At 46.0% G+C, this 13,033-nt stretch carries 9 protein-coding genes and 1 pseudogene; 6 read left to right on the forward strand and 4 right to left on the reverse strand.

Translation table 11 applies throughout. The features are described from left to right. Positions 1–397 precede the first annotated feature (397 nt). The gene (locus AAKU61_RS15155; RefSeq protein ID WP_354333562.1) at positions 398–2,179 is read left to right on the forward strand and encodes a glycoside hydrolase family 44 protein; all 1,782 of its coding nucleotides are present in this window, start codon (positions 398–400) and stop codon (positions 2,177–2,179) included. A gap of 66 nt (positions 2,180–2,245) precedes the next feature. Here AAKU61_RS15155 and AAKU61_RS15160 read toward each other — a convergent pair whose 3' ends face one another. From AAKU61_RS15160 to AAKU61_RS15175, 4 genes are all read right to left on the reverse strand, one after another. Next, positions 2,246–4,255, reverse strand: a complete 2,010-nt coding sequence (locus AAKU61_RS15160) for an alpha/beta hydrolase family protein (RefSeq protein ID WP_354333564.1) — start codon at positions 4,253–4,255, stop codon at positions 2,246–2,248. A gap of 187 nt (positions 4,256–4,442) precedes the next feature. Then, entirely contained in the window at positions 4,443–5,069 is a 627-nt protein-coding gene (locus AAKU61_RS15165; protein ID WP_354333565.1) for an FMN-binding negative transcriptional regulator, read from the reverse strand. A gap of 324 nt (positions 5,070–5,393) precedes the next feature. Beyond that, positions 5,394–6,584 (reverse strand): acetylornithine transaminase, encoded by a 1,191-nt coding sequence (locus tag AAKU61_RS15170; protein ID WP_354333567.1) that lies wholly within the window; start codon positions 6,582–6,584, stop codon positions 5,394–5,396. Positions 6,585–6,939: 355 nt separating this feature from the next. Then, positions 6,940–7,965 carry a CDP-6-deoxy-delta-3,4-glucoseen reductase gene (locus tag AAKU61_RS15175; RefSeq protein ID WP_354333569.1) on the reverse strand — a complete coding sequence of 342 codons (1,026 nt, stop codon included), beginning with the start codon at positions 7,963–7,965 and terminating at the stop codon, positions 6,940–6,942. A gap of 149 nt (positions 7,966–8,114) precedes the next feature. Here AAKU61_RS15175 and AAKU61_RS15180 point away from each other — a divergent pair, with 149 nt between their 5' ends. From AAKU61_RS15180 to AAKU61_RS15200, 5 genes and pseudogenes are all read left to right on the forward strand, one after another. Further along, complete coding sequence (locus AAKU61_RS15180) at positions 8,115–9,005, forward strand: sugar nucleotide-binding protein (RefSeq protein ID WP_354333571.1); 891 nt, start codon at positions 8,115–8,117, stop codon at positions 9,003–9,005. Positions 9,006–9,257: 252 nt separating this feature from the next. Next, positions 9,258–9,461 carry a hypothetical protein gene (locus tag AAKU61_RS15185; RefSeq protein WP_322119145.1) on the forward strand — a complete coding sequence of 68 codons (204 nt, stop codon included), beginning with the start codon at positions 9,258–9,260 and terminating at the stop codon, positions 9,459–9,461. 181 nt (positions 9,462–9,642) lie between these two features. After that, the gene (locus AAKU61_RS15190; protein WP_354333573.1) at positions 9,643–10,500 is read left to right on the forward strand and encodes a polysaccharide deacetylase family protein; all 858 of its coding nucleotides are present in this window, start codon (positions 9,643–9,645) and stop codon (positions 10,498–10,500) included. A 91-nt stretch (positions 10,501–10,591) separates the two neighbouring features. After that, the gene (locus tag AAKU61_RS15195) at positions 10,592–12,169 is read left to right on the forward strand and encodes a class I adenylate-forming enzyme family protein (RefSeq protein WP_354333575.1); all 1,578 of its coding nucleotides are present in this window, start codon (positions 10,592–10,594) and stop codon (positions 12,167–12,169) included. A gap of 51 nt (positions 12,170–12,220) precedes the next feature. After that, positions 12,221–13,023: pseudogene (locus tag AAKU61_RS15200) on the forward strand (enoyl-CoA hydratase/isomerase family protein). Positions 13,024–13,033: the final 10 nt, after the last annotated feature.

Consider the following 13,033-nt stretch of genomic DNA (forward strand, 5'->3'; position numbering starts at 1 on the left):
CTCGCCAGCGACTCATGCTGTGTCTTTAGTTCAGCACGCTGTCTTTGCAGCCGTTATCAGTAAGCTCTTAGCTTCTGTCGGCCTTCACTTGGTCTCACATATCAAAATAATTCATCATCAAAACTGATAAACAGATTTATTTTGTATAAAAAGAAATTAAATGATTATAAAGACAGCATTATTTGTAATATTTTCTTTTCTATCCAATCATTTCTTATCTAAATAGCCAATAAATTTCATAAATACGTGTAAATAATTGGCGTACGGCAAGTTTTTTTCAAAAAAACAGGCGCATAATCATTTCAATTAAATTCCATACGGCAACTAATTGCAGCGCATAAGGCCTTGCATCGTGATGGAAATCTGATCCCGGATGTCAGATAGAAATGAGGATGCCATGCGATTACATAACGCCATCAAAGCTCTGATACTCATCAGTGTGACTTTGCAAATGCCTTTGTTATACGCACAAAGTGCCACTTTTAAAATCAATACCAGCTTAGAGAAAAAGTCGATCAGTCCGCTGATTTATGGCTATAACGCTTATGCTGACGGTACCAATCGAACAGGCTGGAATAATCAAGGCGGGCAGGCAGCATTACAAAGTTTGAATTTAGCATCACGTCGCTTAGGTGGTAATTCGATGACCAGCTTTAACTGGGAAAACGGCGTCACTAATTCTGGCGACGACTGGTGCAACTCATCCAATGCAGCTGTAAGTGCAGCGACCGGAGCAGGTGATCCTTCGCAAACATCAGGCTTAGCCTATTACACCCCGGGTGCAGGGCTGATTAACTTCCATGATCAATCGCTGACATTAAATACCTATTCACTTTTGCAGTTACCTGCCGCTGGCAAACTGCCGAAAGACATCATCAATTTGTATCCACCTGCGACTTGCAAGGGATCTGATCTGTGGCAAAGTGCAGCAGGACCTTCAAATATCGATACCGCGCGCTGGTTGGATATCGTCAACGACAAACCGACAACGGTCGGCGCTTTATCTACATCGCCCAGTCTTGCAGATAACGTGGTGTATATCGACGAAGAATTGAATTTTTTAATCCAGCAATACGGCAATGCGGCGAATAGTCGCGGTATCAAAGGCTATGAGTTGGATAATGAGCCAGACCTCTGGCACCACTGGGCCGACGTCAATAATGGTAGCGGTACGCACTACAATCTGTATCCTAATTTGACGACGGTAGGCGATGTTTTTCAACGAAACATTGCACTTGCCACGACGGTTAAACGTATGGATGCAACAGCACAAACCTATGGCCCGGCGCTTAGTGGTTATTTAGGATTATTCAGCTTATGGGCAGTGTGGGACGGGGTGCAATCACATCAGCCAGCCGATTGGGCCAACTACAACGTAGAGCCGTTTGCGACCAACAATACGGGCGATCGTTACCGTTATAACGGCATGACTTTAGCAAATGCCTACCTGTCCAGCATGAAGCAGGCATCGCAGACAGCTAATCAACGCTTGCTGGATGTATTCTCTTTTCACTACTACCCACAAGCCTCGTATACCCCGATAGACCGGGTACAAGCAGCGCGTAGTTTGTGGGATGCTAATTATGTAGAGCCAACCTGGATTACCCAAACCGGTAATGGTTTTACCGACGGACGCGGTTTGCAAATCGTACCCAAACTTAAACAAGCAATTGCTGATTTTTATCCTGATACTAAATTAGCGATTACCGAATATGATTTTGGTGGACGGGACGATATCAGCGGCGCGATTGCACAAGCAGATGCACTTGGGATATTTGGTAAACAAGGCTTATATCTGGCGACTTATTTTGGTGATGCGGAAGGATTTATTGCATCGGGATTTAAAATTTTCCGTAATTACGACGGCAATAAATCGGTTTTCCCAGAAATCTCAGTACAGGCGATTTCTAGCAATAACGCCAATGGCGCAGTATATGCAGCAGTCAGCGCAGCAGATCCAAATACCTTGCATATTATCGCCATCAATCGTTTGGTGACGAGCTTGAGTAGCAGTTTTCAGATTACTAATCCGACGAGTTTCAAGACAGCACAAGTGTGGGGTGTCAGTGGCACCAGCACCGCAATCACCGCCCGGACTGGCGTGAGCAATATCGCTTCAAATAAATTCAGCTACCGTTTGCCAGCCAGCTCGGTGATGCATTTTGTATTGACACCTTGAGTGCGGATCGGATAATTTGGTCGGGCACAACTTGCGTATCTTGGCCACCCGACCATGCGGTTTTGCTTATTTTTTTCCGATATTCTGATCCAGGAATTTTTCTACTCTAGTCCAGAAATCGACTTTGTTTTTGAGTAAATAAAAACCGTGACCTTCTTCTGAATATTCTACCCACTCCACATTCGGGTTGGTTTTTTTGACGGCGTTATAAAACTTGGTACCATGTGCAATTGGCACACGACGATCAGCGCCGCCGTAAGCCAGCAACAATGGCTGCTTGATACTGGCTGCGTTTTCTAAAGGTGAGGTTGCTTTCAGCTGCTCAGCATCTTTTATTTGATCGCCAACCAAAACCGGCATGCCATAAAATTTCCACTCGTCAGATGCATCGCTCCAATGGCTGTCATATAACAGGTTGATATCGGTAACGCCAACCCAGTCCACACCACAACGATATAAGTCGGGATCTTTGATCAATCCCATCAATGTTGCATAGCCGCCGTAGCTGGCACCTGCAATACAAATTCTCTGAGGGTCCGTATAACCCTGTGCAATTGCCCATTTAGCGCCATCGGCAATATCGTCCTGCATTGCTAAGCCCCATTGCTTCATACCGGCATTGAAGTGCTTATATCCATAACCAGTGCTACCGCGATAATCCGGTTCTAAAACAGCATAGCCACGCGAGGCTAAAAACTGCGCATCAGCACTCCAATCCCAATGGTTGCCACGCACATAGGGACCACCATGCACTAGCATAATCAAGGGTAAATTTTTACCTGATCTATTGACAGGCAATGTTAGCGATGCCGGAATATCCATGCCATCTCTGGCCTTGTAATGCACCATCTCTTTAGGTGACATCTGATCTGGATTGATGCCTGGCTGGGCGTAACCAAGACGGGTAAATTTATCCGTATCAAAATCATATAATTGCCAGATGCCAGGATTGATGTCTGAGAATGAATGAACCAAAACGGTATTCGATGTGCCATCCGTAGCAACTGACATTTGATTGATGGTGTATGGCAGTAATTCATCTATTTTCTTTTGATGTTGAACCATTACATCATCAAACCAGACGCTACCTGCCATACTCATCTCGTAGTGCATTCCCAGGATTTTCTTTTGGTTTGCGCTGTACACAAAGCTACCGTTAAAATCATAGCCCTTAAGTGAAACAACCGGCTCTGGGTCGACTTGATTTTTCTGTAAATCAAAACGATATACCGACGCCGTGTCTTTGCCTAGATTCGCTTTTACATACAGATCGCCGTCAGGGCTAAAAAATAGTGGCGATACGCCTGCTGAAGTCGCCCATGAATAGGACAGTAATTTACGCCATTCTTCTGTTTTTGCATCTTTGTAAAACAGGTGGACAGTTGGCCCATCAATCATTTTGGCAATCCGTGGCACACCTGTTTTATCGATCAGCCATTGACTTACTTTTCCGGTTTTTTCTGGACGCGGAATTAAAACAGTATTGCCTGTCACCGTATTTAAACGGTACAAGTCATAGCTGTCATTTTTACTAGAATAGATATCATTACCTTGGATCACAAAGATATCGGCGGAGTTACTGCTATGAGCCGTATCGAGAAAAAAAGTATTCCATGGCAGCAGTTCATCTGCCTTTTTAACTCGTATAGTTGACTCGGTATGGCTGACCAGATGCAGGCGCTTGGTCCCGTCTTTATTTACCGCATATAGACCAGGTCCGTAAAACGTTTCACCCTGAGCTAATTTAGTATTCTTTAAGCTGTACACCAGACGTTCACTATTTACCCAATGAAAATTAGTGATATCCCTGATGTCATAAGCGGCAATGATCCTAGGTTGTAGCTGACCGATTTCTAATACACCTAAGACGATCCTGTCTTCCTTATTGGTCATTAGCATGGCAATCGATTTGCCATCTGGGGCAAGCTGGGCATAGCTAAACTGAGAATTTTTAAAGAAATTCTCGATCGGAATCGTCTTGGTTTCTGCTGGTGCCGCGGTGCTCGTCATGCCGCAGGTCAGGGCGATGATGGCAAACAGGATTTTCCAAAAATGCAGCTTGATGACTTCTTGCATAATGACTTTCGATTAACTAAAAGAAAAACATTATACGTAGTCAAGATTGCCAGTTCGTTACATTTTTTGGAAATAATTAGAGGAATTTACTTAAATTAGATTTACAAAAACACAGACCAATAAGCTGCAAAAAAACTCCATCAAAGCGTAAAGAATCCAAGGAGAATTTTTCTAGCGAGAGAAAAAATCAGTCCCGGTCCCAATACCCCAAACGCTGCATCCAGGCAGCGATATCTTGCTGATTATCGTCGCCGGTTTGATATAAGGATTGCTTCGCATCTTTGATTTCGTCTTTGATTCTGTGTTGACCGAGTTTAAATTTTCCTTCCAGCTTTTCTACCTTGATACGGAATGCGACGATGCCTTTTAACAGGCCGTCTCTTGCGGCCGTAGGCATATCATCAAAGCGAGTTTGGAAGTCTGGTTCGTGATGCTGAATTAATTTGCCAAGTACCGCTAATTTGCTATCAGTATCATGCATTGTCTGCGCAGTGCCAGTGGCATGTACCGCGATGTAATCCCAAGTCGGTACCCGATTGCCGGGTTGGTATAAAGAAGGGGAAACGTAGGTGTGCGGACCATGAAAAATCGCTAGCATAGCCGTACCAGCTTCGATGGCTTTCCATTGTGGATTTGGTAGCGCAAGATGACCGTCGATGACGATTTGTCCCTGATGTTCTTCCGCCAGCACAGGCACATGGCTGGCAAACGGTACGCCATCTACATTGCAGACCAGACTGACAAAGTTATAGAGGCGCATGACTTCTAGTAACAAAGCCGGATCGTTTTGCTGGAAGTGGGTTGGCAGATACATGGTCCGCTTTCTATGATGATTCTAATTTTTTTGGGGGGATCAACGTTGCCTCCGTTGATCATAGTTATTCAGCTAGATTTAGCTAAATATCAATATACTCCCCAATTTATTTTAAAAAAATGCTTAATTGTCCAGAGAGTATATGAAAAATTAAAATATACTAATGGTGAGTATATTTTTATTCGCAGGTAAAAATACAAAAAGCATTGAGGGGGAATGATCGCTAAAATCTAGTTCAATTTAGCTTAATTTATCCCCTCAACGCTCCCGATCAAACCCTTGGTAGTCTCTTTTTTTACTCGCTACGGATATCTTTTTTACGGCTTATTTTTTCAACTGAACCAGCACTTCGGTCAGCATGGCGATCATCTGATCCAACTCTGCAATGCTGACATTGAGCGCAGGCATAAAACGTAGTAAATCCGGGCGCGGCGAGTTTAGCAGTAAGCCGACGGGCTCCATATTGCGTGCGATTTCGACGATTTTTGGTCCGATATCAGAACCCAATTTTAGCGCGCGCAACAAGCCTTCACCTCGTTCGCCTTGCATGCCAAACTGTTCTGATAATTTGAGCAACGCTGTACTAAGATAAGCCGCTTTTTCATTGACCGATTCCATAAAGCCTGGCGCTAATAATTCTTTGATGACTGCAACGCCGACAGCGGTCATCAGTGGATTGCCGTTGTACGTGCCGCCTTGATCACCTGGTACAAAACAAGCGACTTCTTCGCGGCATAATAAAGCAGCTAATGGCACGCCACCGCCGATACCTTTACCCAAGGTCATGATGTCCGGTTCAATATTCGATAACTGATAGCCGAATAATTTTCCAGTACGCCCCATCCCTGATTGCACTTCATCAACGATCAGCAAAATATTGTGCTGCTTGGTTAAAGCACGCAACGCTTGCATAAACTCGCGGCTGGCAGGGATGACGCCGCCTTCGCCTTGCACGGGCTCTAGCATCACAGCGACTGTTTTGTCGGTGATGAGTTTTTCTACCGAGGCGATATCGTTTAAATCGGCTTTTGGAAAGCCAGTGACTTGTGGTGCGAACATGGTGTCCCAACCCGGCTTGCCAGAGGCCGACATCGTGGCCAAAGTGCGACCGTGGAAGCCATGATCAAAGGTGATGATTTCGAAGGCGCCATTTTTATTATTTTTGCCCCATTTGCGCGCCAGTTTGATCGCGCCTTCATTTGCTTCTGCGCCGCTGTTGGCGAAGAAGACGCGGTCGAAGCATGAGCTTGCCGTCAGCAGCGTGGCCAGTTCTATCATCGGCGCATTGTAAAAAGCCGGTGATGGATTCAACAGTTTTTTGGATTGTGCGACCAGCGCATCTTGTATGCATTGTGGTGAATGACCAAGACAGTTAACCGCCCAGCCTTGCAGATAATCCAGATAACGTTTGCCCTTGTGATCCGTCAGCCACATACCGCTGCCTTCGGTAAAAACCAGCTCCGGGCGCGGTGTGATGTACATGAGGGCATTGACGTTGTACTGACTGAATTCCATGTTAAAACTCCTGATGATGGTAGAGGGCAGGGCGTTGATCGAGTAGATAAAAAATAAGACAGAGAAGGAAAAAGCGAAAAAAATAAATCGAAAAAAAAGCCACAGGTAAGAGCCTGTGGCTTTGGTTGGTGGTGCGCTTTATCGGACGCGCACGTTCACTAACACATCTGTCCAGGCTCGCAGAGCGAGAATCGACGTCGCGCGATATTTGGTGAAGACATGTTAGGAAAATTTTTCATAAAACGGATAGTAGGACGTTTTGCGCACTGCGTCAAAATATTTTTCAGCTTATAGATCAGCTTATAGATCAGCTTATAGATCAGCTTATGAGGCAGCACATTTCTCCGCATTCTCCTCAGCTCGCCAAATCGGCTTCCGACGTGAACGAATCCGCATAGAATTCATCTTCCGGCAACTGACACAACTGTACAAAATCGCGTTTCGCAGAATCCACCACTATCGGTGCACCGCAGGCGTACACCTGGTAGCCAGACAAGTCCGTGTGATCTGCGATAACTGCCTGATGCACAAAGCCGGTACGGCCTGTCCAGCTGTCTTCTGGCAAGGCGTCTGATACCACTGGTACATAAGTGAAGTTAGGGATGGTGCTTGCCCATTCCTCGCACAATCTGTTCATGTACAAATCCTGTGGACGACGGCCACCCCAGTACAGCGTCACCGGACGAGTGGATTTGCTGTAAATCATGTGTTCGACCAGCGCTTTGATCGGTGCGAAACCGGTGCCAGAAGCCAGTAACACGATGGGCTTGTCTGAATCCTCACGTAGGAAGAAAGTGCCTTGCGGACCTTCAAAGCGCAGAATGTCGCGCTCTTTCAAGGTGCCAAATACCTGATCAGTAAATAATCCGCCGGGCATATGACGCACATGCAAGGTGATTTGCTCATCCAGATGTGGCGCGTTTGCCATGCTGTAGCTGCGGCGTTTGCCATCGCGCAGCAAAAATTCAATATATTGGCCAGCACGATATTGCAGGCGTTCATTGGCTGGCAATTGCAGTGCAATTAACATCACATCGTCGGATAATTTTTCTAGCTTCGCAACGCGGCTTGGCATTTTTTTCAGCGGATAGTCACCGCTAGAGGCAATAACCCGTGCTTCGATAATGACATCAGAATCAGGGCGGGCGCAGCAAAATAACGACATGCCTTCCGTTTCTTCCGCATCCGACAAGGCTCTTTGCTGATGGTTGCCGTGGGTTACACTACCGCTGCTGATTTTGCCTTTACAGGAGCCGCAGGCGCCATTTTTACAGCCATAGGGTAAGCCAACGCCGGCGCGCAGCGCTGCCGCCAGGATGGTTTCGCCTTCATCGCAGCTGAACTGGCTGCCGCTTGGATTTACAGTTACTTGAAAAGTCATACAGTTCCGGACAAATAAAATGAAGCAAAAAAGTGAATTAAAAAACGAATTTTGTGTGGCGAACTTGATGCGATGAACTTAGCGGGTCATTTCATGGCGTGCAATTTTAAATAATGAATCTATAACGATAAATCTATGGCAATGAATCTATGACAGTGAATCACAAGCAACTAGGCAAGCCGCGGTTACTGATTTTTGGCTGCGGCGATGTTGGTATGCGTCTCTTGCCCTTATTGCGTGACCGTTTCCGTATTTTTGCTGTGACCAGTCAGCCTGCAAGACAGGCCGAATTACGCGCCGCCGGTGCCATTCCGATCACCGCAAACCTGGATCAGCCGCATACCTTGGCACGTCTGAAAGGGCTGGCGCAGATGGTTGTCCATTTGGCACCGCCGCGCTCAGAAGGTGAAGCTGATATCCGAACCCGAAATTTGACCGCCATTTTACCCGACAAGAGTCGCCTTGTTTATGTAAGTACGACCGGCGTGTATGGCGATTGTCAAGGTGCACAGTTTGATGAAACCCGTTCAGTCGCACCACAAAACGCCCGTGCCCGTCGTCGTGTAGCGGCAGAGCAGTGTTTAAGACAGTGGGCCAGGCGCAGCCAATCCAGCTTATCTATTTTGCGGGTACCAGGGATTTATGCAGCAGATCGCCTGCCGCTTGATCGCCTAAAAAAAGGCACGCCAGCCCTGCAAGCATCGGATGATGTGTACACCAACCATATCCATGCCGACGATCTGGCGATGCTGATCAAGCTGGCCTTATTTCGTGCAAGTTCTAATCGTGTTTATCACACCGTCGACGACAGCGATATGAAGATGGCTGATTACTTTGATCTGGTCGCAGACGCTTTTGATTTGCCGCATCCGCCGCGCTTGCCACGCTCTGAGGTGGCGCAACAGGTGACACCGATGTTGCTATCGTTTATGTCAGAGTCGCGTCGCATGTTAAATCAGCGTATCAAAGCAGAACTGGGCATGCGTTTGCGTTATCGGACGGTTGAGCAGGGGATTCTGGCAGCTAAAACTGTTATTTGAGTGAAAAAATGGGGAGTATGTGGATAAATATAAGGTATTCCCCATATTATTATTGCACATAAAAATATACTTATAGTGAGTATATTTTATGAGTCAGCGCTGATGAGAAACTGAAATAGCGGATAAATTGTTTCAAAATATTATTTCTTGTTCTTAAAACCCGCTATTGGCGGGTTTTTGTTTACACTTATGGTTAGAGCAGGCGTTTAGCCTCCAATATTTTTAAAACCAAACTCGATAGGGAATCTACAAATGCATTACCGTTTAATCTGCAAAAATGAAAAAGATGAACCGACTAAAACCGTAGAAGCAGGTGACGATTATCTGGCCGCTGTCAATAAAGGCGCTGGCTTGCGTCATGAATTGAATGCGCCTTACCAGATTGATCTGGTTTCGGTAACGCATGATGGTCAAGAACATAAGCTGGCACAATTAGGTGGTTTTACCTCGCTTTAATTGAGTCGCATTGATGTTGAGATGTTGAGGTGTAGTTCGCGCCCGGTCGTCATCTGCCAACATTGAATACTTCTTAGAAAGTCAAAATGGTCAATCGGGAGCTAGTCTGTTGCTCTTATTGACCAATTTTTTTGCCTCGCAGTTTTGCCCTGCATCACGAATCGCCCAATAAAAGAACTTTATGCGTAATTTCATTCTCTGTATTTTCGTGACGTTGATCTTTTTAAATTGTTCTTTAGCGAAAGCACAAGAAAGCGTCCCGACAGCCCAAGAGCACTCTGTCGCAGAGGAATCTAAAACAATACGCAAACATCGCTTGAAAAAGTTGATAGAGCACCTGTCGATCGATAGCGATACCTTGCATCGTCAGTGCCGTTATGAGTCCGAGATCGCCGCTACGCCTCCACATAAAACAGTCGTGCTGACGTTTGATGATGGCCCTGATCCAGAGCAAACCAAATACATACTTTCTGTGTTGGAAAAATACAATGTGCCCGGCAGCTTCTTCATGATCGGAGAAAAAGCGCAGGCGCATCCTGATCTAGTCAGTCTGGTGCAAGCATCGACGCATGCAATGATCGGCGTGCATTCATGGAGTCATCCCAATTTTCACGATATCTCTGTCGCAGAGCAAACTACAGAGGTAGAGAAGAGCACCGCTTTATTCGCCAAAACGACGCCACTAAAATTCTTTCGCTACCCCTATGGCAATTCAACGTGCGATGCCAACCAACTGGTCAAATCGCTGGATTATAAAATCGTAGGCTGGCATGTTGATTCCTGTGACTGGGCTTTTGATCACAAAGGCGTTGTAGATTTAAAAGAGGCACTGAGTTGCGGCGTTCTCCCGCAAAACCGAGAAAACTTTTTAGAGCATGTACTATCATCAGTTCGTAACCATGATGGCGGTATTATTCTGATGCATGAGATTCATCCTAATACCATCAGACAATTAGATAAGATCGTCGCTACTTTGCAGGCGGAGGGTTTTACATTTGGTCGATTGACCGATGCTGAGTTTGAAAAAATGCTGCCTTGAAAAAGCTGGTAGGGTAGTAGTGACTGTAATTTATCAATCCATCTTAGCTACACAGTTTTTTAGTCCAGATAATAAAAACGGGAGACCTCTAATGGATCTGTATCAAAGTGCAGTTGCTACGCTATTGCAGAAAGATTTTGCGACAATTTCAGAACTGATTCAGTTACATGCAGCGCATCGACCTCAGCATTTGGCATATGTTCAGGATGGACAAACGCTGACATATCAAGAGCTGGATCATATGATGGACTTAGTCGTAACATCTTTGCAGCGCGACGATGTACGTGCTGGCGACGCGGTTGCGATTTGTGCTGCAACTTCATTAGAGTATGTCATCGTATTTTTGGGTGCTATCCGCGCGGGCGTTGCTGTTGCGCCATTGGCGCCATCCAACACTGCAGACGGTTTACTGTCGATGATTACTGATGCTGATGCTCGCATCGTTTTTCTTGATAGGGATATGATCGCGAATATGGCATCCGTAATTGATCAGGTCGATACACCTGTAATTTCTCTCGGTTCTGCTACAAATAATTCTTTGGACAACTGGCTCGCGCCTTTAACTGGTCAGGTTAGTGACCTTAGAATTCCAGACATTCGCCCAGATTCCGTATTCAATATTATTTACTCATCTGGCACTACAGGTAAGCCTAAAGGCATCGTTCAACCTCATGCGATGCGGTGGGCGCATGTGCAGCGCGGCCAGTTTAGTGGCTATGGCATAGATGCAGTCACGTTACTATCGACACCACTTTATTCCAACACCACGCTAGTCAGTTTCTTTGCCACAGTCGCAATGGGTGGAACGACTATTTTGATGGCAAAGTTTGACGTAAAAACTTATCTGTCTTTGGCGCGACAACATCGTGTTACGCACACTATGCTCGTGCCAGTGCAGTATCAGCGTTTGATGGCGTATCCTGATTTTGATCAGTACGATTTATCGTCTTACCGGTTTAAGTTTTCAACCAGCGCGCCGTTTTCCGCTGCGCTGAAAAAAGAAGTCCTAGATCGCTGGCCTGGCGGCTTGACTGAGTTATATGGTATGACAGAGGGCGGTGGCACTTGTATGTTACTGGCGCATCAGCATCGTGCAAAATTACATACGGTAGGACAGCCAGCCCCCGGTAGTGAGTTTCGTATTATTGATGAGCAAGGTCAAACACTGCCCGTAGGACAACAAGGTGAAATTGTCGGACGCTCTCCGGGTATGATGTCCGGTTATCACAAATTACCCGAGAAAACGACAGAGGCAGAATGGTATGACGCAAATGGGGCGCGTTTTATCCGCACCGGTGACGTAGGCCGGTTTGATGAAGACGGTTTCTTAACCTTGATAGATCGCAAGAAAGACATGATTATTTCTGGCGGATTCAATATTTATCCAAGTGATATTGAGGCAATCTTGTCTCAGCATACAGGTGTGGTCGATCTAGCAGTGGTAGGCGTACGGTCAAATCAATGGGGAGAGACGCCCATTGCGTTTGTGGTTGTAAATAGTGGCGTACTCACAGCATCCGATATTTTGTCATGGACAAATGCCAGGCTCGGGAAAATGCAGCGTCTGTCTGCAGTCGAAATCGTGGATGCCTTACCGCGAAGTCCGATTGGAAAAATACTGAAGCGAGAACTACGCGATCAATATCAGATTCATGCTGAATTAGGATAAGGTTTTATCGCTGGAGCTTGGTGTCAATATAGAAAAGTAAAGGGGATTTAAATGCAGCGTACTACTAGTGCTACTCAGGCCATCATTTATACCGTCGATAACGGAATCGCAACTCTGACTTTGAACCGGCCTGCACAAAAAAATGCGCTTGATATGGTAATGCGAAACGAGATCGCTGATGTCATATCCGATATTTGTCATGATCGTCAGATCAAGTCCTTAATTATTACCGGAGCAGGGGGCGCATTTTGCTCTGGCGGTGACATCCGCACGATGGATGCTAGTGGCTCGGCAGAAGATGGACGCGACCGGATGGCAGAACTGCACCTCTGGCTAGAAGAATTAATCACATTAGATCGTCCCGTAATTGCGGCGGTAGATGGCCCTGCCTACGGCGCTGGTTTTGGTCTGGCACTGGCAGCAGATTTTATTATAGCGACTCCAAGAGCCCGATTTTGCCTCGCCTTTTTACGTTTAGGTCTGATACCTGATTGCGGGGTTTTTATACTTTACCACGTATCGTCGGACTACAAAGAGCAAAAGAACTGGCGTTTTCTGCCAGAGAAATCAATGCGGAAGAAGCACAACAAATGGGCATCGTTTTTGAGATTCAGCCAGAAGAAAAATTAGCCGCACGTGCGCATGAAATGGCACTGAGTTTTACCCAGGGATCACAAACAGCTATTAGCCTGACCAAACGAGCGATGAACGCATCACTAGGAAGTAACTTGACGACGATGTTAGAAATGGAAGCAAGAGGCCAAGGTCTGGCGCGTTCCACCAGCTATCACCGCGATGCAGTCAAACGGTTTTTGAGCAAGCAACCGTTAGCGTTTAAATGGCCCGGCCAGTAAAAGAGTATTA

Source organism: Undibacterium sp. GrIS 1.2 (assembly GCF_040544435.1).
GTDB lineage: Bacteria > Pseudomonadota > Gammaproteobacteria > Burkholderiales > Burkholderiaceae_D > Undibacterium.

Bases quoted from the DNA above. Each gene is read 5' to 3' on its own strand.
- AAKU61_RS15155 (WP_354333562.1), top strand. From the start codon at position 398: ATGCGATTACATAACGCCATCAAAGCTCTGATACTCATCAGTGTGACT.
- AAKU61_RS15160 (WP_354333564.1), bottom strand. From the start codon at position 4,255: ATGCAAGAAGTCATCAAGCTGCATTTTTGGAAAATCCTGTTTGCCATC.
- AAKU61_RS15165 (WP_354333565.1), bottom strand. From the start codon at position 5,069: ATGTATCTGCCAACCCACTTCCAGCAAAACGATCCGGCTTTGTTACTA.
- AAKU61_RS15170 (WP_354333567.1), bottom strand. From the start codon at position 6,584: ATGGAATTCAGTCAGTACAACGTCAATGCCCTCATGTACATCACACCG.
- AAKU61_RS15175 (WP_354333569.1), bottom strand. From the start codon at position 7,965: ATGACTTTTCAAGTAACTGTAAATCCAAGCGGCAGCCAGTTCAGCTGC.
- AAKU61_RS15180 (WP_354333571.1), top strand. From the start codon at position 8,115: ATGACAGTGAATCACAAGCAACTAGGCAAGCCGCGGTTACTGATTTTT.
- AAKU61_RS15185 (WP_322119145.1), top strand. From the start codon at position 9,258: ATGCATTACCGTTTAATCTGCAAAAATGAAAAAGATGAACCGACTAAA.
- AAKU61_RS15190 (WP_354333573.1), top strand. From the start codon at position 9,643: ATGCGTAATTTCATTCTCTGTATTTTCGTGACGTTGATCTTTTTAAAT.
- AAKU61_RS15195 (WP_354333575.1), top strand. From the start codon at position 10,592: ATGGATCTGTATCAAAGTGCAGTTGCTACGCTATTGCAGAAAGATTTT.